This window comes from Saonia sp. (assembly GCF_056326165.1).
This window is the reverse complement of record NZ_JBWFBN010000005.1, coordinates 63,618-86,058: the sequence shown is the minus strand read 5'-3', so window position 1 is coordinate 86,058 and position 22,441 is coordinate 63,618. Positions and strand designations below refer to the sequence as shown.

At 34.7% G+C, this 22,441-nt stretch carries 22 protein-coding genes; 10 read left to right on the top strand and 12 right to left on the bottom strand.

Annotated features, from left to right (window positions below; all coding sequences use genetic code 11):
- The first annotated feature begins 4 nt into the window (after positions 1-4).
- Genes AC000W_RS06420 through AC000W_RS06405 form a run of 4 tightly spaced genes read left to right on the top strand, consistent with a single transcriptional unit; the run spans position 5 to position 2,592 of the window.
- Positions 5-451, top strand: coding sequence for a sterol desaturase family protein (locus AC000W_RS06420; protein WP_474746966.1), 447 nt, complete (start codon positions 5-7; stop codon positions 449-451).
- Positions 451-1,158 carry a lycopene cyclase domain-containing protein gene (locus tag AC000W_RS06415; protein ID WP_474746965.1) on the top strand — a complete coding sequence of 236 codons (708 nt, stop codon included), beginning with the start codon at positions 451-453 and terminating at the stop codon, positions 1,156-1,158. The genes AC000W_RS06420 and AC000W_RS06415 overlap by 1 nt, the downstream gene beginning before the upstream one ends.
- A gap of 36 nt (positions 1,159-1,194) precedes the next feature.
- Positions 1,195-2,115: a MerR family transcriptional regulator gene (locus tag AC000W_RS06410; RefSeq protein ID WP_474746963.1), complete on the top strand. Its 921-nt coding sequence runs from the start codon at positions 1,195-1,197 to the stop codon at positions 2,113-2,115.
- An 18-nt stretch (positions 2,116-2,133) separates the two neighbouring features.
- Positions 2,134-2,592, top strand: a complete 459-nt coding sequence (locus tag AC000W_RS06405; protein ID WP_474746962.1) for a hypothetical protein — start codon at positions 2,134-2,136, stop codon at positions 2,590-2,592.
- Here the strand turns inward: AC000W_RS06405 and AC000W_RS06400 are convergent.
- Positions 2,589-3,398: a hypothetical protein gene (locus tag AC000W_RS06400; RefSeq protein ID WP_474746960.1), complete on the bottom strand. Its 810-nt coding sequence runs from the start codon at positions 3,396-3,398 to the stop codon at positions 2,589-2,591. The two genes, AC000W_RS06405 and AC000W_RS06400, sit on opposite strands and share 4 nt — an antisense overlap.
- Positions 3,399-3,614: 216 nt before the next feature.
- On the opposite strand from AC000W_RS06400, the gene AC000W_RS06395 reads away from it, so the two are divergent.
- Complete coding sequence (locus AC000W_RS06395; RefSeq protein ID WP_474746959.1) at positions 3,615-4,778, top strand: endo-1,4-beta-xylanase; 1,164 nt, start codon at positions 3,615-3,617, stop codon at positions 4,776-4,778.
- 27 nt (positions 4,779-4,805) lie between these two features.
- Here AC000W_RS06395 and AC000W_RS06390 read toward each other — a convergent pair whose 3' ends face one another.
- Positions 4,806-5,354 carry a hypothetical protein gene (locus AC000W_RS06390; RefSeq protein ID WP_474746958.1) on the bottom strand — a complete coding sequence of 183 codons (549 nt, stop codon included), beginning with the start codon at positions 5,352-5,354 and terminating at the stop codon, positions 4,806-4,808.
- A 546-nt stretch (positions 5,355-5,900) separates the two neighbouring features.
- On the bottom strand, positions 5,901-6,359 hold the full coding sequence (locus tag AC000W_RS06385; protein ID WP_476658667.1) for a hypothetical protein: 459 nt from the start codon (positions 6,357-6,359) through the stop codon (positions 5,901-5,903).
- A gap of 310 nt (positions 6,360-6,669) precedes the next feature.
- Between AC000W_RS06385 and AC000W_RS06380 the strand changes: the two genes are divergently transcribed.
- Together AC000W_RS06380 and AC000W_RS06375 are read left to right on the top strand one after the other, a co-directional pair.
- Complete coding sequence (locus AC000W_RS06380) at positions 6,670-7,002, top strand: single-stranded DNA-binding protein (protein ID WP_474746955.1); 333 nt, start codon at positions 6,670-6,672, stop codon at positions 7,000-7,002.
- Positions 7,003-7,125: 123 nt separating this feature from the next.
- The gene (locus tag AC000W_RS06375; protein WP_474746954.1) at positions 7,126-7,443 is read left to right on the top strand and encodes a GIY-YIG nuclease family protein; all 318 of its coding nucleotides are present in this window, start codon (positions 7,126-7,128) and stop codon (positions 7,441-7,443) included.
- 176 nt (positions 7,444-7,619) lie between these two features.
- On the opposite strand, the gene AC000W_RS06370 is transcribed toward AC000W_RS06375, so the two are convergent.
- The 5 genes from AC000W_RS06370 to AC000W_RS06350 form a co-directional block, all read right to left on the bottom strand.
- Positions 7,620-7,778: a hypothetical protein gene (locus tag AC000W_RS06370; RefSeq protein ID WP_474746952.1), complete on the bottom strand. Its 159-nt coding sequence runs from the start codon at positions 7,776-7,778 to the stop codon at positions 7,620-7,622.
- Positions 7,779-7,848: 70 nt separating this feature from the next.
- Positions 7,849-8,370: a ferritin gene (locus AC000W_RS06365; protein ID WP_474746951.1), complete on the bottom strand. Its 522-nt coding sequence runs from the start codon at positions 8,368-8,370 to the stop codon at positions 7,849-7,851.
- A gap of 63 nt (positions 8,371-8,433) precedes the next feature.
- Entirely contained in the window at positions 8,434-10,554 is a 2,121-nt protein-coding gene (metG, locus tag AC000W_RS06360; protein ID WP_474746950.1) for a methionine--tRNA ligase, read from the bottom strand.
- 116 nt (positions 10,555-10,670) lie between these two features.
- Positions 10,671-12,389: a DUF1501 domain-containing protein gene (locus AC000W_RS06355; protein WP_474746948.1), complete on the bottom strand. Its 1,719-nt coding sequence runs from the start codon at positions 12,387-12,389 to the stop codon at positions 10,671-10,673.
- Positions 12,390-12,400: 11 nt separating this feature from the next.
- Positions 12,401-13,909, bottom strand: a complete 1,509-nt coding sequence (locus AC000W_RS06350; protein WP_474746946.1) for a DUF1800 domain-containing protein — start codon at positions 13,907-13,909, stop codon at positions 12,401-12,403.
- A 226-nt stretch (positions 13,910-14,135) separates the two neighbouring features.
- Here AC000W_RS06350 and AC000W_RS06345 point away from each other — a divergent pair, with 226 nt between their 5' ends.
- Entirely contained in the window at positions 14,136-14,495 is a 360-nt protein-coding gene (locus AC000W_RS06345) for a YraN family protein (RefSeq protein WP_474746945.1), read from the top strand.
- Between the two features lie 51 nt (positions 14,496-14,546).
- Positions 14,547-15,206 (top strand): aspartate kinase, encoded by a 660-nt coding sequence (locus tag AC000W_RS06340; RefSeq protein ID WP_474746943.1) that lies wholly within the window; start codon positions 14,547-14,549, stop codon positions 15,204-15,206.
- A gap of 2 nt (positions 15,207-15,208) precedes the next feature.
- Here the strand turns inward: AC000W_RS06340 and AC000W_RS06335 are convergent, their stop codons facing one another.
- The 4 genes from AC000W_RS06335 to AC000W_RS06320 all read right to left on the bottom strand — a co-directional run bounded on the left by AC000W_RS06335 (position 15,209) and on the right by AC000W_RS06320 (position 21,450).
- Positions 15,209-16,540 carry a TlpA family protein disulfide reductase gene (locus AC000W_RS06335; protein ID WP_474746942.1) on the bottom strand — a complete coding sequence of 444 codons (1,332 nt, stop codon included), beginning with the start codon at positions 16,538-16,540 and terminating at the stop codon, positions 15,209-15,211.
- 10 nt (positions 16,541-16,550) lie between these two features.
- Positions 16,551-18,476, bottom strand: coding sequence for a CocE/NonD family hydrolase (locus AC000W_RS06330; RefSeq protein WP_474746940.1), 1,926 nt, complete (start codon positions 18,474-18,476; stop codon positions 16,551-16,553).
- Between the two features lie 29 nt (positions 18,477-18,505).
- Complete coding sequence (locus AC000W_RS06325; RefSeq protein WP_474746939.1) at positions 18,506-19,789, bottom strand: serine hydrolase domain-containing protein; 1,284 nt, start codon at positions 19,787-19,789, stop codon at positions 18,506-18,508.
- 164 nt (positions 19,790-19,953) lie between these two features.
- Positions 19,954-21,450, bottom strand: coding sequence for a serine hydrolase (locus tag AC000W_RS06320; protein ID WP_474746937.1), 1,497 nt, complete (start codon positions 21,448-21,450; stop codon positions 19,954-19,956).
- 117 nt (positions 21,451-21,567) lie between these two features.
- Between AC000W_RS06320 and AC000W_RS06315 the strand changes: the two genes are divergently transcribed.
- Positions 21,568-22,434, top strand: coding sequence for a winged helix-turn-helix domain-containing protein (locus tag AC000W_RS06315; RefSeq protein WP_474746935.1), 867 nt, complete (start codon positions 21,568-21,570; stop codon positions 22,432-22,434).
- The last annotated feature ends 7 nt before the right edge of the window (positions 22,435-22,441 follow it).

The following is a 22,441-nucleotide window of genomic DNA, read 5'->3' as shown; positions in this document are numbered from 1 at the left end:
CAGTATGATTGGTCTATACATAGCAATAACTATAGTCACTTTTTTATTAATGGAAGGTGTAACATGGCTAGCGCATAGGTTTGTTATGCATGGGTTTATGTGGTATTTCCATGAAGATCACCACCAACCAAAATACCCAGACACCTTTGAACGTAACGATGTCTTTTTTATCATTTTTGCCATTCCAAGTATAGCTCTCTTTTATTTTGGGTTTCAAAATGGAGTTAATTATAGGTTCTTTATTGGATTAGGGATTTTATGTTATGGTATTGCCTATTTTTTAATACATGATGTTTTAATACACCAACGTTTTAAATGGTTTAAAAAGACAAACAACAGGTATCTTATTGGGTTGCGAAAAGCACATAAAACCCATCACAAGCATTTAGGGAAAGAAGAAGGGGAATGTTTTGGGATGTTACTGGTTCCATTTAAATATTTTAAAATATAATGGCACTTTATTTAATTTTAAATTTTGCCTCTATAAGTATTCCTTTCCTATATAGTTTTAATAAAAAAATGAATTTTATACGATGGTGGAAGCAAGTTTTTCTGTCCATTTTTATTGTGGCTATCTTGTTTATCGTCTGGGATATTATTTTTACCCAAAATGGAATATGGGGCTTTAATGATGCTTATTTGGTTGGACTTTACATTTTTAATCTGCCCATAGAAGAGTGGCTTTTTTTTGTTTGCATTCCCTATGCCAGCATTTTTATCCATTATTCATTTCAGCATTTTTTCCCTAAAATAGAGTTAGGCCCTGTAACCACAAGAATTATTACAATTTTTGCACTGGTAACGTTATTTATGGTTTTGGTGTTTAATTCTGATAAGGCTTATACCTTTTATAATTTTGGATTTTTATTTCTGCTTCTATTTTATGGACTACTTACTCAAGTAAAAGAATTACAGGTTTTCTACCTTTCTTTTTTGATAATACTAGTTCCCTTCTTTATTGTAAACGGAATTTTAACGGGCAGCTATATTCCAGATGAGGTTGTATGGTACAATAATGATGAAAATCTAGGTATTCGGATTGGTACAATCCCATTAGAGGACATTGGTTATGCATTTAACATGTTGTTCTTGAACATTATTCTTATTGAGAAGTTTAAGTTGATAAAAGGAAAGCAAAACCCATTAAGTAGTATTTAAATTAATGCTATATTTTTGTTTAACATAAAAGAGATTTTGGCAAACAATATAAAGACTGTTTTTAGCATAAAAGATTTAGAGAACCTTTGTGGAATAAAGGCTCATACAATTAGAATATGGGAGAAGAGGTATAATCTTTTGTCTCCAAAACGTACGGATACCAATATCCGTTTTTATAGCCAGGAAACGCTTAAAAAGCTGTTGAACATTATTGTATTGTACGAAAACGGATTTAAAATTTCTAAAATTTCCTATTTGTCAGAAGCAGAAATTATATCAGCATGCAAAAATATAATTTCAGAAAAAGCAGTAAAAAATAAAGTAATCAATGATTTAAAGTTGGCAATGCTCAACTTTGACCAACTCCTTTTTAATAAAGTTTATCAAGAACTGGCAGAGCAGAAAGATTTTCAGAAAATCTATGTTTCTTATTTCATTCCTTTTTTAAATGAAATAGGATTGCTTTGGCATACCAATACTATAAACCCTGCACATGAACATTTTATAACATCATTGATAAAGCAGAAAATTTTACTGGCCACAGAAAGGATTTCTAGTAGAGTACCAAAGTATCAAAACAAGCCCTTTATTATGTTCTTACCTTTAAACGAAATACATGAAATAGGCTTGCTTTATATAAATTATGAGGTTTTAAAATCTGGTTACTCCACTATTTACTTAGGGCAATCACTACCAATAAGTTCACTTAAATCTTTTTTGAATTTAGAAGATGAAATAACGTTTGTCACCTATTTTACGGTTGAACCCAAGACTGGGAAAGTTCACGAATATTTAAATGAATTGAACCAGGAAATTCTTTCCAAATGCAATAGCGATTTATGGGTACTTGGTAATAAAACGAACGAAATTAAAAAAGACAAACTTCCTAATAATATTAGAGTATTAACGGTAGAGAAAATGATTGAAACATTAAAAATACCATCACAATTAGTTTAGTATATCCATTATTAGAATATGAAATTCCTACTACTGCTTATTACAATTATACTTGCTGGTTTTGGTTTTGATTGTGAGGATATTGAATTGCATAGGTACACGTATCATAAAATAAATTCTGAACAAAAATTGTTGGGTTTTTTGAATGATACAAAAGACACTGATTGTTATTGGATTAAGCCCTATAGAGCTTCTGCAATTATGCAAAAAGCAAAGTATAGCTTTTTTCCGCATAGGAAATTAAAGTATTTTAAACAGGGTAAAAATCTGTTAGAAGAATACATCATAAATAACCCTCAGGATATTGAGGGTAGATATGTGCGAGTGATGACACAGACTCATATTCCTTCAATTTTAGGATATAATAAAGAAGTTGAAAATGATGTGCTGTTCATAAAGAACAATATTCAAGATTATGACTTACCAGAGAGTTACAAAGAGTTAATTTTAGAAAATATAGCTGCAATAGAACTTTAGTTCATTTCCAAAGAAATATTCTCGTACATAACCCTTAAATCTGCTACACCCGCATTGGCAGATACAGATGTATAGATATTAAAACCTACTTGTAAGGTGTTCGGTAAATCTGGCCTGTCATAGGTCATGATTAAGTTCCATTCCGTTGCATTAATAGTGCGGGAATAGAGTGAAAATGTACTACCACTTCTTACCATTCTTAATTCGTGATTAGAAGAGTCTTGCGGAACTGGTTCAAAAGTAGAATTACCATTGGTAGTAGACTTGTGCTCCACACCAATCTCATCCACGCCATCATTTACGGTTTCTGGGGTATTACCTGCTACCAAATGCACATAGTTTTCACTATTTGTTTCATCTGGGTTACGGGCCATGAGTCCTCCCAAGCAAACCTCGCAATTTGGAGCCAGCATTTCGTTGCTTTGGCGCCTAACATTTACTGTTGCGACAAAGGTAAAATCTCCCGATATTGTTTGGTATATAAGTCCACCTTGGTCACTGTGGTACCAAATAGCATTTTGTTCTAAATCTAAATTGAGACCAGTAGCTGTGGTCGTAACAGAGAAAACACCTTTATTAAACAAGCTCCAAACCGTTCCGTTGATTTCAATTTCATTTTCGGATGTTTCTTCCTCTTCAGTTTCCTCATTCTCTTCTTCTTCTTCTTCTTCAGTATTGGAGTCATCTATTTGTTCTTCATTGGAACTATTTTCTTCATTTAGAATAGGTTCTATAGTATCTTGTGAACAAGACAAGAAAATCAAAAAGAAAAGAAGCCAGGTAAAGCTGTAAAATGGATATTTCATGGGGTTAAGATTTGGAAGTTTTAAGTAATACCAATGTTAAAAATCTGTTCATCAACACCTTATAACAACTATAAAAACGAAAACACCACATAAATAGTATAACAGTACATCGATCTATATCTATCTTAATTTTTAATAATAATGAGATAGTTTTAGCTCCCTCAAAACCTAAATGAGCAAAAAATGATTAATTTGTTCATCAAATTCTACAAACCAATGAAAAAATACATTTTTTGTCTAACAGCACTTTTGATTCTTAATAGTTGTGCAGAAACTGAAACCAAACAAGAAGCAGCGATATCACCAACAACATTAAAAGGGGCTTATAATGGTTCTTTTTTAATAGGAAGCGCTCTAAATGGAGCCATTGTTTCTGGAGCAGATAAGGTCACACAAGAGATTGTTTTGGAACAATTTAATACCATAACAATAGAAAATGCAATGAAAGCAGGTCCTATTAATCCAGAGCCAGGGATTTATAATTTTGGCCCTGCGGATGACTATGTTGCTTTTGGAAAAAAGAACAATATGTTTGTTATTGGGCATACCTTGGTTTGGCATAACCAAACTCCAGTATGGTTCTTTCAGGATGAAAACGGGAACCCCAATACTCCAGAAAAGCAAAAAGAACGTTTACGTTCCCATATAGAGGCTGTTGCGGGTAGATATGCAGGTAAAGTACATGCATGGGACGTGGTAAACGAAGTGATAGACAACGATGGTTCTTATAGGCCTACTACATGGGTAAATGGGATTGGTAATGGAGATGAATTGGTGAAACTCTCTTTTAAATACGCCAGTGAGTACGCCCCGGATACGGAACTCTATTACAATGATTTTAATGCCTGGAGACCAGAAAAAAGAGATGGGATTGTACGTTTGGTAAGAATGTTGCAAAAGGAAGGAATCCGTATAGATGGTGTGGGCATTCAAGGACATTGGGGACTAAATTATCCTAAGACTGAATATATAGAAGCTGCGATTGATTCTTTTGCTTCTCTGGGAGTAAAAGTAATGATTACTGAGCTGGATGTAGATGTACTGCCCTTGACCAAAGAAGGTCAGATTATTGGTACGGGAATGTTGCACCCACAATATCAATTGGAAGAATTTAGAGAGTTTTTAAATCCTTATCCAGATAGTTTGCCTGCTCCGCAACAAAAGGAGTTAGCCGATAGATATGCCGAACTGTTCGGTATTTTCTATAAAAAGCGAGACAAAATAGACAGAGTGACCCTTTGGGGAGTACATGATGATATGTCATGGAAAAATGGCTACCCAATAGCCAATAGAACCAATTATACACTTTTATACAATAGGGATAAAAAACCGAAATTGGCTCAAAAATCTGTTTTGAGAGTTCCTGAAAGGATGGAGTGATTAATCGGATTAACAGCTAGTGGAATGCTAGTCTTTTATTTCTATTAAAGGGTCAGTATCAGTTATGATGGGCATGCCTTGAGAAGGCATTGGCGCATAACTTCCCTGGATGGAACCAATAGTTTCTTCTCCAGTTTTTTTGTCTATAAAGTATTTTCCAAAAGCAACATCATTCTCTAAATTTATGATATACAAAGTATCCTGTTCAGACACTATATTATCAAAACTTGGATTGGGTAGTCCAAATTTTTCTTTTACGAATTCAATATTCTTAATATCCTTTTTGGTGGGAATATAAAATTTTTCTACACCCTGTATGTCAAAAGGAATAATTCTCTTACTTATTATATTAACCGAAAAATTATAAATAAAATCACTTTCATTTTTTCCTTCAGGAATATATTTAATAAGTCTTTTGTATTTTACTGAAACCTCTTTTTTATTTCCCCAAACTGTTATTTCAAAATCCTTGGAATCTATTTTTAAATTGGGATATTTGGTCTTCATAATACTGCTTGCTAATTGTATTAGCGAATCCTTTCCCAAGGCTTTTGTTTTTTCTATTGTATCATTCATTTTTTTGTCTTGAGAAAAAAGAAGCAAGTTATTAAGTGCTAAGAGAACTATTAAAAAAAAGTTTTTGGAGTAAGAAAACATAGTACTATATAGGCTTCAAATATAAATCTAATATAGCATATCTTTTTTTGATTTTTTTGAATAATGCCTATAGATGGGCATCTATAATCAACATGGGACAAGGGAGAATAAGTGATTGATTATAAATAAATGGGTATTCAGAATAAAATGTTGACGTGTGGATGGGAATAAGACAAAACATTGACAAGGTGAGCCGCCTATTGACACATTAATTTCAAAAAACACTACAGAACCGCTATATAAATTGTAAATAATTGCAAAAAGCCTTGGATCCGACCTTTCAAATTCATAGATTTGGAATATGAAAAAAGGGAGCAGCGGTCAAACTTACTCCCTCTTTCGACGGTAATTATTCAAAGCCCTATCCTAATGAGAGACGGCATACTTTGATTTTCTCGTCTATTGAAGTGCCTTAAGCAATGTACGAACATCAGTTCGGGCCTATCTCCTTAGCACAACTGTATTTTAGCCCCATAACGTGGGGCTTTTTTCATATCTAAAAGGCTTGAATTTTTGTCTTATACCACCATTTGAATCCAGCCATTTAGTGTAGCCCCAAACAAAACCTTGGGGCAAACTAGAAATTTTTAATTTAATCAAACCTCTAACTTTTTTATTTTTAAAAGCATCTGAAATAACTACTGAAACCCGCCTTTTAAGACCATCCACATTTTTTTCTGGATAATAAGGCAACAATAGTTCTGCCATTTCGGTGTTTCCTAAAAACCTTTCGTGTTTATCAAGCAAATATGTAAGTTGGTTCAACCATGTACTCTCTATTGGAAAATCATCTTTTTCTATGAATGCAGGATCTGTTTCATCATCCATCCTTGAACCAAATACCATGTAATGGTTAAAATCAAGTTCTGGGTCAATATTGGCATATTCATTAATAAGAGAATCCACTAAATGAAGCTTTTTCATTAGCCTATTTCGCTCCCTCTTTAAATCGTCTAAATCAATCAATGACATACCTAGAAATTATACAATAACAAAGTTGATCAGAAAAATACTACAAATAAGATTTTAAGTCTATTAGTTATGAACAGTTTATCAACAGGTAAACTTAATGGTGATAGATGCCTATTCATTAAAAATAATAATCGACAACAAACGTTTGTAAACGAAAATAAACAATTCCCGACCGAATCTTTTTTGGAACCTATTCTATGTTTGCAGTGTCAAGTCATGGTGACTCGATAGTATTAACTGTTTAACATTAAAATTATTTATTATGAACGCACTTAGAAACAAAGTACAGTTGATTGGAAATTTGGGTAATGACCCAGAAATTGTAAACATGGATGGGGGAGCCAAGTTGGCAAAATTCTCCATTGCGACAACCGATAGCTATAAAAATGCTAAAGGTGAAAAAGTAGAAGAAACGCAATGGCATAATATTGTGGCTTGGGGAAAAACCGCAGAGATAGTAGAGAATTATTTAACTAAAGGCAAGCAAATTGCCGTAGAAGGTAAGTTGACACATCGTTCTTATGAAACAAAAGAAGGGGAGAAAAGATATATTACAGAAGTAAGATGTAATGAATTACTGATGTTAGGGAAGTAAACAGGACTTAGGTCTTGACTCCGCTCGACCAGACAATCTTTGGTTTTGTCATGGGATTTGTAAAAAATGCACCTATATACTACTGTCTGGTCGAGCGGAGTCGAGACCTTCTTTAAGCTTATTATGAAACAATACTATGTGTATATTTTACTTTGTAATGATGGCCTTACCTATACCGGTGTGACCAACAATATCTCCAGAAGATTCACCGAACATCAAAAAGGGTTGAACAAGACTTGTTTTACATATAGAAGACTTCCTGTTGAATTGATTTTCTACCAAGAGTTTAATGATATTGTACAGGCAATATATTTTGAAAAGAAAATAAAGAAATGGAGTGCTAAAAAGAAATTGGTCTTGGCAAAGAAGGATTTTGATTTACTTCAATTATTATCCGAATGCAGAAATGATTCGCATTCAGAATTTTTGGAAAGAGAGTAGGAGGTCTCGACTCCGCTCGACCCGACAAGGGATGGCCTTGAAATAATTATTTGACGTCCATTTTGTATAAACGTTTATAAATTCTGACTATGGTTCTTGTTTTGTTTTAATAGATTGTAGGTGCAATATGATTGTCTGGTCGAGCGGAGTCGAGACTTTATTTATAATAGGCTATGTTAAGCCACTTTCTTCATCAAATCAAAACAAGGGCAACTACCACAGCGTTTGCTTTCGGATTTTTTATATTTTTTGCAACATTTAGTTTTACAACCTTCTGCCACAAATTTTTTAAGAGCAGTTTTTTTCTGCTCTTTTTTAATTTTCTTTTTGCCCATATACCACTGAAGGTAATAAGGAACCAAAAATAACTATTTTAATTAAATCTAAATAAGAGTAATTGTTAAATTATTGAGGTGGTTCTGGAGCTGCAGCACTTGTAATGGTAATTTGCTGTACATCCCTATCAAAAAGATAGAGTCCACCTTTATCATTGCCAATTAGATTAATTTTATCTAAAATGGTGCGGGCAAGGGCTTCTTCTTCAATTTGTTCGGCTACATACCACTGTAAGAAGTTATGTGTGGCATAGTCCTTATTTTCTAGGGTAATATGCACCAACTCATTAATGCTATTGCTTACAAAAATCTCGTGCTCTAGCAATTCCTGAAACATTTTCTGAAAGCTTCCAAATTCAGTTTTAGGAGCCTTTAAATCGGAAATTTTAGCATGCCCTCCACGCTCGTTTACATACTTTACAAGTTTAAGCATATGCATACGTTCCTCATCAGATTGTTTGTACATAAACTGAGCAATACCTTCTAGACCTTTAGTTTCTGCCCATGAAGCCATGGAAAGATAGGTCTGGGAAGATTCAGCCTCAATTCTTATTTGGTTGTTTAAAGCAGTTTCTAATTGTTTTGAAAGCATAGTAGAATTGTTTAAATCAAAGTAAAGTTACGAATGTGTTTGTCCTAAACAAAACTAAATTGTTTAACTGATACCAGCTCCATTTCCAACACCATCCGCATCTGGGTTTACAAAAACCAATTTACCTTCTTCATCTTCCGTCATCAAAATCATTCCTTCGCTATCTACACCACGTAATGCGCGTGGAGCTAGGTTAATAAGAACCGTAACTTTTTTGCCTATAACTTCTTCAGGTGAAAAACTTTCTGCAATCCCAGAAACTATGGTTCTTGTATCTAGACCAGTATCAACTTTTAAGACTAAAAGCTTTTTAGTTTTTGGCATTTTTTCGGCTTCTACAATAGTTCCTACACGGATATCTAGTTTTGTAAAATCGTCAAAAGTAATGGTGTCTTTTTGTGGCATAAGTTCTTTGTTTTCTGCTAAGCTTGCTGAAGCATTAGACTTTTTAATGGCTTCTAATTTTGCTAGTTGTGCTTCTATTTCTGAATCTTCTACTTTTCTAAAAAGTAGTTCTGCTTTGTTTATTGTGTGTCCTGCTGGGAGTAGGATTTCTTTTGTAGAGACGTCGTTCCAATGAAGAAACCCTTCGATGGAACCAGTGCCGAGCGGAGACGAAGTGCTCGACCGGACGTTGAGAATGTTTTTGAGTTTGGCTGATGTAAAAGGTAAAAAAGGCTCACTCAGAACGGCTAATCCTGTCGCTATTTGGAGCGCAATATTCATTACCGTTTTTACACGTTCTTCATCAGTTTTTATGAGTTTCCAAGGCTCCTCATCAGCCAAGTATTTATTTCCTAGTCTAGCCAAGTTCATTAGTTCTTGACCCGCTTCTCTAAATCGATATCTTTCTATAGAACTGGATATAATCTCGGGATATTTTTTTAATTGGGTAAGTACATCTTGATCTACTTCAGATAGATTTCCAGCAATAGATACTTCACCTCCATAATATTTATGGGTTAGTACGGCAACTCTATTTATAAAATTACCAAATATGGCAACTAGTTCATTGTTATTCCTGGCTTGAAAATCTTTCCAAGTAAAGTCGTTATCCTTTGTTTCTGGAGCATTGGCCGTTAATGTATAACGCAATACATCTTGCATGTCCGGAAATTCTTGTAAATACTCATGCAACCATACCGCCCAGTTTTTGGAGGTTGATAATTTGTTGCCTTCAAGATTTAAAAACTCATTGGCAGGCACATTGTCTGGTAAAATATAATCTCCCATTGCTTTAAGAATAGCAGGGAAAATAATACAGTGAAAAACAATATTATCCTTGCCGATAAAATGGACCATTTTGGTGCCTTTATCTTTCCAGTAGGGTTCCCAATCTTTTCCTTCGCGTGCTGCCCATTCTTTGGTTGAGGACACGTACCCAATTGGAGCATCGAACCAAACATAAAGCACTTTTCCTTCGCCACCCCCTACAGGTACAGGTATTCCCCAATCTAAGTCACGCGTTACTGCACGTGGTTTTAAACCATCGTCTATCCACGATTTACATTGTCCATAAACATTTGGCTTCCAATCTTTTTTATGTCCTTCTAATATCCATTCTTTTAAGAAATTTTCTGACCTGTCTAACGGTAAAAACCAGTGTTTGGTTTGTTTTAGTGTAGGCACAGCTCCCGTAATGGTGGATTTTGGATTTATTAAATCGGTTGCATTTAAAGTAGAACCACAATTTTCACATTGATCACCATAGGCTTCTTCGTGGCCACATTTTGGGCATGTGCCAACTACAAATCGGTCCGCCAAAAACTGATTTGCTTCAGCATCAAACAACTGTTCTGTAGTTTCTTCGATAAAATTACCATCATTATGCATTTTGGTAAAAAATTCCGATGCTGTTTCATGATGAATTTTTGCTGAGGTTCTAGAATAATTATCAAACGTAATTCCAAAATCTTTAAAAGACTGTTTTATTATAGCATGATATTTATCGATAATGGCCTGAGGTGTAGTGCCTTCTTTTTTGGCTTTCATTGAAATGGCCACACCATGTTCATCACTACCACAAACAAAGGCAACATCATTACCTTTTAATCGCAAGTATCTTGAATAAATATCGGCTGGCACATAAACTCCTGCCAAATGCCCAATATGAATAGGACCATTAGTATAGGGTAGTGCAGCTGTAATAGTGTACCTCGAAGGGTTTTTTTGATTCTGAGACATCAAAATAAAGATTTGAGCACAAAAATAGAGATTTTTATGGGGCAGATGTTACCCTTTTAAAAAAGAAAAGCCCTTGAATTTTATTTCAAGGGCTTTTCCGCATAATTAGGTAAGATTTACGAAATCATGACTGATTTACTCATTTTCTGGTCTTGAACCTGAATTCTGTATATATATTTCCCTGTTGCCAGTGAATCTCTTATACTAGCTCTAATATTTATTTCTTGGGAGCCTTCCAATACCATTTCGTTAAAAATGGTACCTACTTTTTGTCCCAAAATATTGAATAATTGAATATCTACATGTGCTGTAAAAGGCATTTCCAAATAAATATGTGGAGTGCTTTCTGTAGGATAGAAAGGTCTATGCACAATAGTATTCAACAAATCTGGATTTGGTTCCTCACCCATTTCATCACTTGGCGGAGTATCTGGCAATGTTGGCGGATCATCACTATAGGCAATGTCTGGGAAATCAACCCCACTACAATTAAACCCTAAATCTACTGGTTGATAAGTATAACCATCCATAATATGTTGTTCTACCAAAGGAATATCCACACACAACCATTCTGCCATTACAGTAGCATAGAGATTTCTAAAATCCATGGTATATTCTAGGTTTCCTCTTCCGTTAGGGTTATCCAATGCAGGATGATCTCCAACAAAGGCACTACCATTTAAACCAGAACCAAAGAACAATGTAGGTGCTGCTTTACCATGATCTGTACCATTAGAACCATTCTCAAATATTCTTCTTCCAAATTCTGAAAAAGTCATACTCAATACTTGCTCATCTTGTTCTGTACAAGCTAGATCTTCATAAAAATCCTTAATGGCTATCGATAGGGTGGACATTAATCTTTCATGCGCCAAAGGTTGGTTACCATGGGTATCAAAACCACCCATAGAAATCATATATACTTTGGTTCCTAGATTTCCTTTAATCAATTTAGCCAAAAGAGCTAATTGTCTTGCAAAACCATTGTCTTGATATTCAACACCACAATCTAGAGCCTCACCACGTTCATAAGCTTCATGGATTAATCCAGAATACTCATAAGTAGTGTTGGCAACACCCCTAAGGAATTTTAATTGATCGCCATACATACAATCATTGAACAAAGTATCATCCAATGGATACTGTACACCAGATTCAGCAATTTGTTCTAACTGATCAATGTTAGAGGTTACAAAGGCATAATTTGTCTCGTCACCTTGAAAAACCAAACTACCATATTGACCAACCTGTATTGCAGCTGGAGCCGCTGGCGGATTAATTAAATAATCTGGATAAATATTTTCAAAATGCCTTCCCATCCAACCTGTGTTTCGACCAAAAAAGCCAGTAGAGGATAAGTCGGTATTGGCAAAAATATCGGATCCCGTAAAGTGAGATAGACTTTGTCCTTCATAGCCTACACCATGTACCGCTTTAAATGCTCCTTCGCCCCACATAGGTTCCAAAGCATTCATATAAGATGGAACACCAAATTCATCAGTAAGTTTTAATACTTTACTTTCTGGGATGTAAATATTTGGCCTTGCATTGGCATATTCATCATATTGTTCTAAAGGAATAACTGTACTAAGACCGTCATTTCCTCCAGATAAACGTATCAATATCAAAATATTATCAGTTTCTGCTGCAGCAATAGCAGCAGCTAATGGAGATGGTGCAGATGCTGTAAGCATATTGCTGCCTAACATCATGGAACCAGATCCAGCTATTCCTAAAGCTTGCAAAAACGATCGTCTGCTCCAGGTTTTATGTTCTTCATCATGGCCTTCATTGTGTAAAGCCTTATGAGGGTGATTATCGTGGGTATCGCACATAGTAGTAGGTTTTATTTTAGTTGAAACTCTGGTTGTCTAGATAGATGTAATAATAACAAGTAAACTTGTGAAGGAACTTCCATGCTTACTGCCAACATCCAAAGGGATAGTCCGCCAGCCACATAGTCTGGACCATAATAGCTCTCGGGGACATCCTCAATTGTAAATACTGAAAGCGCATTGTCAAAATCTGCTTGGGTCAACAATCCTTTTGGGGTAAACTTGTTCACGATTGCTTCCACAACTATTCTTGGGTTACTGGTATTACTATCAGCAGCTCCAACGGCATCCATTGCCAAAGTTCTAAACTGTTCTGGATTATTCTGATAGAAACTTGCAATAAAAACCTCTATGGTCAACCATCTACCAATCATAAAATTGGTGTTAATCCATTGTCTGTCTCTTTGCCATCCAGCAACATCTACAGGATTGAACAATTCCTGTCCAAGGAGTGGACAGGCATCAATGGCACTATCAACCGTATTATCATCATAAGAGAAATTTGATTCTTTGATGAAATTAAAATAGTAATCCATTGGGCTTTTGATAATTACGCCAATGGCCTCATCATCAAAAAAGTGTTCACTTTTAAATAGCTGGGATAATACTGGAGCAATTTCAAAATTGTTGGCCACAAAAGTTGTTGCCATTCCAGAGATTATAGTCTGCGCATTACCAGCATCATCGTTAGAATCTGGATGTACAAAGAACTCATATAATTTTTTACAGATAAACCCTGCAATTTCATTGGCACGTTCGTTAAACAGAATATCAATTACATCATCATACCCCCAGTTCCCTGTTTGGCCCAGGATGGTTTTGCTTCCGGCATCATGCCTTTCTGGATTAAAGGTTACTGGCATACAGCCTTCTTCTCCTCTTTCCGTATAGCCACTTAAAGCTCTGGCTGTTTCAATAATATCTTCTTCAGTGTAGGCATTTCCCTCACCTAAGGTAAAAAGCTCATAAAGCTCACGGGCATAATTTTCATTGGGGTTGTTGCCATTATTATATACTCCATCCAAATAATAGAGCATTGCATTGGTCAAGCCAATTTCACTAACAAAGTCTTTAAAGTTACCAATGGCATGGCGTTGCAGACAATTAATATAATGGTACAGATATGAGTTGCAATCATAGACTCTAAACTCTGTAACCAAATGATTGCTCCAAAAAAAACTCAATCTATCTCTAAGGTTGTTGTTGAGCATGGTATTGCCATAGGCAATCCTCCATTCTTGCGTTTGGGCTCGCCTCATATCCCTGGCAAGATCATCATCTGCTGGGTAATTGGTGTTGTCCCAATCTGCCCATACAGGAGCAGGAGTGGGAGCCATGGAAAGAGCCTCATTGATGAGGGTGTCCACTAAGGCATTGGCAGTTTGTCCAACTGCGGCGTTAATGGTTTCAACAGATGCGCTAAAACCTAATCTTCTATACAAGTGTGCAGCCCTAAGTTCATCTAAAGGAACAGTATAAGGCGCAAGTGTAGAAGTATTACAATTAATGAAATATTCCATAGTCTTTGGGGCATTTAATAAAATGTAGGTTCATAGTTTTGGGGCAACTAAAATCCTTGGTTATCGATAAATTACTTTTTTAAACGTTTAACTGTACAATTAAGTATTTTAAAATCAATATTTTCGATGTTCTGCTGGGGAAATTACAATCTAATGTTTAAAACTGCCGATGAAGAGGTAAAATTTTCGACCAAATACACATTTATTTTAGGATTTTTTAAAAATTATGGCAAAAAGTAACGAGTTTGGAAAAAAAGGAGAGCAGTTGGCGGTGGATTTCTTAATTAAAGAAGGATATGCTATTAAATATCGTAATTATAGGTATCAAAAAGCGGAAATTGATATTATTGCTCAAAAAGAACAAACCTTGGCTATTGTAGAGGTAAAGTCTAGAAGTACCGATTTTTATGAGAATATTGCTGAAACGGTAACACCAAAGAAAATCAAACTTATGTTACTGGCTGCGGACTACTATGTAATTGATAATGATTTAGATGTAGAAGTGCGATTTGATATTATTACAATTCTTAAAAAGAACAATCGATTTGAGATAGAACATATAAAAAATGCATTTTATCATTTTTAAAAATTTGTTTTATTTATAACAATTTGTTATTTTTGCTCAAAACTTAAAGTAATGAAGACGATTTCCTCTGTAGTAGAACAGTACATTAAGAAGAAGCCATTTTTGCAAAGTGCTCTTGCCCAAGGAATTATAAACCTTACCTCACTTTCGAGAATTGTAAAGCCAGAAATTGAGAATGAATTAGGGAAGGATATTAGGAATGGTGCTATTGTAATGGCATTAAAACGCCTTTCTGATGATTTGGAGTTTAGAGCTACTCATAAAATAATCAAGGTTTTAAAAAATATTGGAGAAATAACAGTAAGGTCTTCGTTAACGGATTATACTTTTTTAGCCTCTGATACTATTTTAACGCAGCAAGCAAAACTTTTGGAAGCTGTAAATGCCAATCAAGATGTGTTCTATACATCTTCGAGGGGAGTAAATGAAATAAATATTGTAATCAGCAACCTATTGGATAAGACGGTTGAAGAACTTTTTAGTTCAGAAAAGTGTACTCAAAAAGCCAAGAATCTTTCATCGATTACCGTTAAACTTCCTGCAGAAAATGTTTCCGTACCAGGAATCTATTATTTCATATTTCAGCGTTTGGCATGGGAAGGCATAGTCTTGTATGAAGTTATTTCTACAACCAATGAGTTTACCATTCTGGTTGATGACGAGCAAGTGGATGTAGCCTTTAAAACCATTAAGGATTTAAAAACATTATAGAATTACTTATCCCGTAAAAAAGAAATTGCTTCTTTATCTGTTTCAGGTTTAGAAATAATGCGCTTATCCTTATCAAGAATAAAATACGTTGGTGTTTTTTGTATTAAATACAGCTTGGCATAATCACTCCCCCATTTGCCTAGTGCAATTGCATGTTCAAAATCTGGAAGCTTTGCAGATTCTGGTTTCCACATAGTTTCATCATCCTCTAAGCCAACCGCAACTACCTTTACATTGGGATATTTTTTTAGCTCTTTGTGGAGTTCTGGAAGTTCCTTTAAACAATGTGGGCAAGTGCTACTCCAAAATACAATTATGTAAGTTTGACCTGCGTTTAATTCACTAAGTTTTTTAGTAGTATTGCTTTTAGTCCATGTAATCTCAGGAGCAATAGCACCAATTCTTAACCTATTGTATTGGTCTATATCATTTATGATTTTATGGTTATTTGTTTTTTCTGCAGATATTTTTAAATAGTCATTAAAAATAGTGTCAGAAATATTATTTAAGCCTTTAGTAACAGCTTGTTTCCATAAGGAATAAAAAACACGCAGTTTATACGAATCATCCACTGTAGACATTTTTTTGTTTACAGTTTCCAAATTTTTGAACATAACAAGTTCCGTTTCCTCTTGGGTTAATGTTTCCAAGGGAAGAGAGGTGAATACATAATTTTCAATCTTGTCCGTTAAAAAACTAGAACTCTGTAGAATTGGATCGCCAATATTTATATGATTAAAATAGGAATCCTTTGTATGCTGAATATATTCCTTGGCAGATTCGAACTTGTTAGAAACATATGGAAAATTTGCTTTTATAAAATGATTGGCGATTAATCCTTCGGTTTTTTCCTCATAGGTCTGTTGAATATTTTTTAATTTTTCATTCAAAAAAGCATAAGTACTTTCATCTGAAACTCCCTCTTGGTAGCAACTAATTATTTCATATTGAGTTGATGTAATTTCAGAAAAATAGGCATTAAAAAGAAGATTTTCATTGGATGATAAAAAAGTTACTCCTTGAGCTGAATCAAAAGTCAAGTGAATGTCTTCTTTTCCACTATAAATAATATCAAAATATAATTCATCTTGGGGAACGCCATATACCAAACGATAGGTGCCTTTGGGTGCATCTTGGGCAATGTTCAACATAAAATTACCATTCTGCATTCTAGTATTCGCTACGAATGTTGGGTTTCCAGAATTTAAATGATAGGCAATGACCCACTTATGCTCTTTAGGTGGGGAAAAAGAACCGTAAATAGTATGTTGCGCCTGTAATCCATAACCAAGTAGGAGCACTAGGGAAAGAACAATTTTTTGGATTTTAAGCATACATAAAATATTAGTCTTTAATAATGGGATTTTGTGCCATAAATGCAGGCAAGGATTTACAGCAATCCACTTTTCCACCAACTTTTACAATAGATGAACCATGTACTGTAATGGTAGACTTAACAAAATCTTCTTTATTAGCATCATAGATATTTTCCACATATTTTTGTGGGTTACGGTCAATATAAGGAAACCAAGTACTATGAATCTGTACCATTATTTTATGCCCCTTTTTAAAGGTATGGAGTACGTCTTGCAACCTAAAATTAACATCAGAAATTTCATCAGATACAAAAGGCTCAGGTTTTTCAAAACTATTTCTATACCTACCACGGAACACTTCTGATCTTACTAGTTGCTGGTAGCCGCCCATAACCACATTTTTAGGATTATGGTCATAATTTTCATGGTCTTGAGGATATACATCAATCAATTTTACAATAAAATCAGCATCAGTACCCGTCATGCTTACCTTAAGTTGTGCCATAATTTCACCAGCGATGGTTTGTGGGTCGGTAAGCTCTTTGGTTTCAAAGGTCAACACATCTGGTCTGCGTGATGCATGGCGCTGATCATCGCTCATAAACCATCTAGGCGTAAAGGTGAGCCCTTCTGTTTCCGATCTATATGGAACGGGTTTGCTTGGGTCACTTATATAACTAAATGAGGCCTTTTCATCTATTGGTTCATTGATTCCCAGCTGGCCATTCTCACCAAAATAAAGTGAAACAGGTTCCACTTCTTTTGGAGGCCAATTTTCAAAACTTTTCCATTCTTTAATTCCTGTATCAAACATATAAGCCTCAGGCAACTTACTATCGGCACCTCCTTTTAAATGATGGGAAAAGAATTTACGTTCTACCTCCCTTTGGTAATAGGTAGAAATACTGTCTCCAAAATAAATATGGTTGTGTGTGGTTTTTCCTTGTTCCCTTGCCCAACCACCATGTGCCCATGGTCCCATGACAATAGTATTCTTTGCTTTGGGATTGTTTGCTTCTATGCTTTTATAGATTGACAAGGGTCCATATAAATCTTCCGCATCAAACCAGCCACCAACGGTCATAACTGCATGGTCAATTCCTTTTAAATGAGGTAGAATGTTTCGTTTTTGCCAGAATTCATCATAATTGGGGTGTTCCACAATCTGTTTCCAGAAGAAATTATCATGATGGTATTTTTCAGTAATGTTTTTAAGCGGTCCCATTTTTAGATAATAATCATACCCGTCAGCGGCAGGGTCATCATAAAAACGATTAATTTTATCAAGGTACCAAGGTTTCCTTGTACGTTCTTCCTTTTGATATCCAAAAACCGCAAATGCTGCCGTATAACTTTCTAAATAAGCTCCTTGATGGTGAAAATCATCAAAAAAGAAATCGGAAATTGGTGCTTGTGGTGATGACGCTACTAAAGCAGGGTGCGCATCGGGTAGGGCAGCGGCAGTATAAAATCCAGGATAGGAAACACCATACATACCCACTTTTCCATTATTATTTGTAATATTTTTCAGCAACCATTCAATAGTATCATAAGTATCGGAACTTTCATCAATATCAGTTTTATTCTTTGGGTAGTTCCCTGGAATATTGGGAGTCATATTATCAAAAAGACCGTCACTCATATAGCGGCCACGAACATCTTGGTACACTAAAATATAACCGTCTTGTACAAGGAAACTAGAGGGATATGTTTTTGCATTATAATCTGAATATTTAGAAGCATTGTAACAAGTACGATTCATTAAAAAGGGATACTTTTTGCTCTTGTCTTTTGGCGTATAGATTACTGTAAAGAGCTCAGCACCGTCTCGCATGGGAATATGATATTCCTTAAGATCGTAGTGAGATATCAAATATATGGAATCAGAGTCCTGAGCTTCATTGGACGTACAAGACAAAAGAAACAGCAGTGCAAAAAAAGAAGTTATTTTCATAATAATATTTTCATGAATCTTATTAGCGATTATTCAATTTCAATGGGACCATAAACCGCGTCTCTAAAAGCTTTGTGCAATCCAATTTGGTCATAAGGAAATAATTGAACGAACATCACCGCAGTTAGCTCATTTACGGGGTCCACCCAAAATAAAGTGCTGGCAGCACCGTCCCAAAAGAACTCCCCAACAACCCCGTTATTTTCTTCCTTTGTTGCTGGTGGACGTAGGCGTACTGCGAAGTCAATTCCAAAACCGACTTGCCCTTTGCTTGGTAGCCACATACGTTCTGTAATGCTATCGGCCAAATGATTGGTGGCCATTAATTCAACAGTTTCTGGTTTAAGAATTGTAACATTATCTATGGTTCCTTTGTTGACCAGCATACGTGCAAATCGCTGATAATTATCCAAAGTAGATGTTAGACCAGAACCGCCCCTTGTCAAAGGCCAATGCTCAAAATAATTGGGGAACGTATTTTCATCTGGCAATCTAGATAGCTCACCTTCTTCACTTCTAAGGTACATCCCAGCAAATTGATTACGATCTTCTTCAGGAATAAAATATCTGGTTTTTGAAAGTCCAAGAGGGTCCAAAACATGTTCTCTTACATATTCTTTATACGGCTGGCCAGAGATACGTTCTACCATAAAAGCTTGTACATCTACACATGGGCCATATTCCCATTGGGTGCCAGGTTGAAAATGTAACGGGGTACTTCCCAGTTTTTCTGCCATTTCTACCAAGGTGTTTTCTCGGTTCATAGCATCTGCCTCACCAATTAGTTTGCCCAATCCAGGGATGTTGGCATTGTTACCAAATCCAGCGGTATGCCTTGTAATATCCCTAATGGTGATTTCTCTATTTACATCTTCCAGAATTGGTTTTCCTGATGCATCTTCTCCTACATATACCTTCATGTTAGCAAATTCTGGAGCATATTTGGAAAGAGGGTCGTCTAAATCAAACTTTCCTTCTTCATATAAAGTCATCAATGCTGTTCCTGTAACTGGTTTGGTCATGGAATAAATCTGAACTATAGTATTGCGGTCCATGGGCCTTTTAGCCTCACGGTCTGCAAGCCCAAAAGCATTGTAATAGACTTCCTTGTCCTTTTCAAAAACCAGGGCAGAAACTCCCGCAATGTCGCCAGCATCTACGAAACTTTTTAGGGTAGAATCCAAACGGGCAATAGCATCATTATTGACAACATATTCAACGGTTTCAACTTCGGATGAGGTTTTTGGATTTTCCTTACAGGCACCTAAAAAAAGAAGCAGACCAGCAAGGAGATAAAAAGATGAATTTTTCATTGTTTGATTTTAAGGTGGTTGAACCTTAAAAGTAGTGTTTTTTTGATAATTTTTAATCCCATCAATTTCTTCTGCAAATTAATGAGGCTTAACTTTTTTATAGAGTCGATTAATACTTCAAAAAACAGTAAGTAAATATGTCTGAAAGCTTAATAAGATATTTTTTATTTTTCTAATGTTTTCAACATTTCTTTTGCATTATTGTTGTTGGGATTTAGCTCTAAAGACTTTTTATAATTTTTTATTGCTTCGTTATTTTTTCCTAGCGCCATAAGTGCTTCTGCATAGCTATCGTATGGATTATCCTTATCAGGAAAAACATCAATACTTAATTTAAAAACTGCCGCTGCATCCTTTGCGTTTCCGGCATGCAACAATTTGTAACCGGAAACTATAAGTTCGGTTTCATCTATGTAATAATCTTTTGAATTTTTATGTTCTTGATAAAACAAAACTCCTTTATCAACACCTTCTTTTATGATTACCTGAGACATAAATTTAGCCAATGGTTTTTTAGGAAGATTATAGGTAGTGTCATTTAAAATGCCAATAATTGAAGTAGTCATAGTATTTAAATAAGCACGTCTCGTATTATTCAAAAAAATAACTGAAGAATTACTGGATGGAATTCTTGTGAATAATGCACAAAAACCTTGAATGGACCCACTATGGCCAACTGTCTCCACCAGGTTAGTAGTATTGCCAATAGGTTTTTCTTTAAGTTCCCAACCATAGCCATAATAACCTCCATAATCAGAATCTGGAATATGTTTATTGAATAGCATAGTTAAATACTTGTTTGGCAATAGTGTTTCAGTATACAAGGCTTGATCCCAAAGAAACATATCCTCTACTGTTGTATATAGGTTGCCAACAGCTGGAATATTTGACATATCTATATAATTGGCATTATAATAATCTCCAAAACTTTTGAAATAGCCTTTGGCTCTATTTTTTATAAGAGGTCTATGTTTGTCTACTCCAGTATTTTTCATGCCAAGAGGAGTTAAAATATTTTCTCGTAAAACGGTTTCATAAGATTTACCGGTTATAGTTTCAATTATATAGCCTAATGTCATATAGCCAGAATTACTATATGCAAACTGTTCTCCGGGTTTAAATTCAAGTGGAAGATTGGAATATTCTGCAACCAATATTTCTGGTCGTTGTCTGTCGGGATATTTATTTAAGGGCAATTTATCTTCATAGTCTCTTACTGTGCCTGAGGTATGGTTTAGAAGGTGATGTATGGTAATTTGTCCACCATATTTTTTTGGGTACTCAGGTAAATAAGTACTTATAGGTTCATGCAATTTTAATTTTCCTTCGGCAACCAATTGCATAACAAGCATTGCAGTAAAAGGTTTGGTTACAGAAGCAATTCGAAATTTTGTATCAGTTTTATTGGGAATATCCCACTCCATATCTGAAAACCCAAAACCTTTTTTATAAATAATATGGCCTTCATGCGAAACTAGAACTGAACCGTTGAAACCTCCATAGTCAGAATATTGACTTATGAGTTCATCTATTTTATCTGCTTTATTTGAGTTTTTATTAATTTCTTTTTTAGCTAGATTACAAGATGTAAATAGTAGGGCTATTAGTATAAAGGTTCCAAGTAAAACAGCTTTATTATATATTCTTTTGGATGTATTCATATTGGGTTTATTTTTTAGTAAAACTAAATCGACATTGACTGATAAGTGTCAAAAGAATGTAAAAGAAGTGTCAACAATTGTAAAAAGTCTTTAAATTATATGTTCTTTACACTAATTATGAGTAGAAGAGCTATTTATACCTTGGCGGTGATTATTATTGTTTTGTTTTCCATACAAATGGTTTCATGCTTTGATAACCAAAATGAAGCATTTTCTGAAAGGGTAAAAATTTCATTAAGAAATGTAGGTCATCAGTTACTACTATCAAATCAAGACACAACATCTTTGATATTACCAATTGTTGAAATGGAAAAACTCAAATATGAATTATCATTTCAGCGTCAATTGTCTATTAATCCACGTAATCTAGTTTTAATTATTGATAGTTCTTTTCAAAAATCAAAACTTCCTAAATATTATCGTGTTGAAGTTGTACAATGCTTAAACAAAGAAATTGCTTATAGTTATGAAATGAGCGCAGAAGAAAAAAGTATTATTATTCCTTGTAGTGGAAGGCTTTTACCAAAAAAATGTTATTCTATTGAGGTGAGGTTTATTCGTAAAAAAGGTTCTTTTCTAAATATACAAACGCTTTTCTTTCTTATTGTTTTTGTTGGTTTAGCATTTTTGATTTTTTGGTATTTTAAAAGAGGGAAAGAACAATTATTAGAAAATGGCGATGAAAAATTTATGGCAATAGGTAGTTTTAAATTTTATCCAGAGCAAAATAAGTTGATAAAAGAGGCTGTAGAAATTAATCTTTCCAAAAAAGAATGCGAGTTATTAGAAATATTTGTAGCTAACCCAAATCAAATCATAAAACGAGATGTGTTAACAAAAAAGGTTTGGGAAGATAATGGTGTTGTTGTAAGTAGAAGTTTAGATACATATATTTCAAAATTGCGCAAGAAATTAAAAGAGGATCATTTTATTAAAATAACCAATGTTCATGGTATTGGTTATAAATTAGAAATAGATTCGTAATACACAA

Bases quoted from the DNA above. Each gene is read 5' to 3' on its own strand.
- AC000W_RS06420 (WP_474746966.1), top strand. From the start codon at position 5: ATGATTGGTCTATACATAGCAATAACTATAGTCACTTTTTTATTAATG.
- AC000W_RS06415 (WP_474746965.1), top strand. From the start codon at position 451: ATGGCACTTTATTTAATTTTAAATTTTGCCTCTATAAGTATTCCTTTC.
- AC000W_RS06405 (WP_474746962.1), top strand. From the start codon at position 2,134: ATGAAATTCCTACTACTGCTTATTACAATTATACTTGCTGGTTTTGGT.
- AC000W_RS06400 (WP_474746960.1), bottom strand. From the start codon at position 3,398: ATGAAATATCCATTTTACAGCTTTACCTGGCTTCTTTTCTTTTTGATT.
- AC000W_RS06395 (WP_474746959.1), top strand. From the start codon at position 3,615: ATGAAAAAATACATTTTTTGTCTAACAGCACTTTTGATTCTTAATAGT.
- AC000W_RS06390 (WP_474746958.1), bottom strand. From the start codon at position 5,354: ATGAATGATACAATAGAAAAAACAAAAGCCTTGGGAAAGGATTCGCTA.
- AC000W_RS06385 (WP_476658667.1), bottom strand. From the start codon at position 6,359: ATGAAAAAGCTTCATTTAGTGGATTCTCTTATTAATGAATATGCCAAT.
- AC000W_RS06380 (WP_474746955.1), top strand. From the start codon at position 6,670: ATGAACGCACTTAGAAACAAAGTACAGTTGATTGGAAATTTGGGTAAT.
- AC000W_RS06375 (WP_474746954.1), top strand. From the start codon at position 7,126: ATGAAACAATACTATGTGTATATTTTACTTTGTAATGATGGCCTTACC.
- AC000W_RS06370 (WP_474746952.1), bottom strand. From the start codon at position 7,778: ATGGGCAAAAAGAAAATTAAAAAAGAGCAGAAAAAAACTGCTCTTAAA.
- AC000W_RS06365 (WP_474746951.1), bottom strand. From the start codon at position 8,370: ATGCTTTCAAAACAATTAGAAACTGCTTTAAACAACCAAATAAGAATT.
- metG (WP_474746950.1), bottom strand. From the start codon at position 10,554: ATGTCTCAGAATCAAAAAAACCCTTCGAGGTACACTATTACAGCTGCA.
- AC000W_RS06355 (WP_474746948.1), bottom strand. From the start codon at position 12,389: ATGTGCGATACCCACGATAATCACCCTCATAAGGCTTTACACAATGAA.
- AC000W_RS06350 (WP_474746946.1), bottom strand. From the start codon at position 13,909: ATGGAATATTTCATTAATTGTAATACTTCTACACTTGCGCCTTATACT.
- AC000W_RS06345 (WP_474746945.1), top strand. From the start codon at position 14,136: ATGGCAAAAAGTAACGAGTTTGGAAAAAAAGGAGAGCAGTTGGCGGTG.
- AC000W_RS06340 (WP_474746943.1), top strand. From the start codon at position 14,547: ATGAAGACGATTTCCTCTGTAGTAGAACAGTACATTAAGAAGAAGCCA.
- AC000W_RS06335 (WP_474746942.1), bottom strand. From the start codon at position 16,540: ATGCTTAAAATCCAAAAAATTGTTCTTTCCCTAGTGCTCCTACTTGGT.
- AC000W_RS06330 (WP_474746940.1), bottom strand. From the start codon at position 18,476: ATGAAAATAACTTCTTTTTTTGCACTGCTGTTTCTTTTGTCTTGTACG.
- AC000W_RS06325 (WP_474746939.1), bottom strand. From the start codon at position 19,789: ATGAAAAATTCATCTTTTTATCTCCTTGCTGGTCTGCTTCTTTTTTTA.
- AC000W_RS06320 (WP_474746937.1), bottom strand. From the start codon at position 21,450: ATGAATACATCCAAAAGAATATATAATAAAGCTGTTTTACTTGGAACC.
- AC000W_RS06315 (WP_474746935.1), top strand. From the start codon at position 21,568: ATGAGTAGAAGAGCTATTTATACCTTGGCGGTGATTATTATTGTTTTG.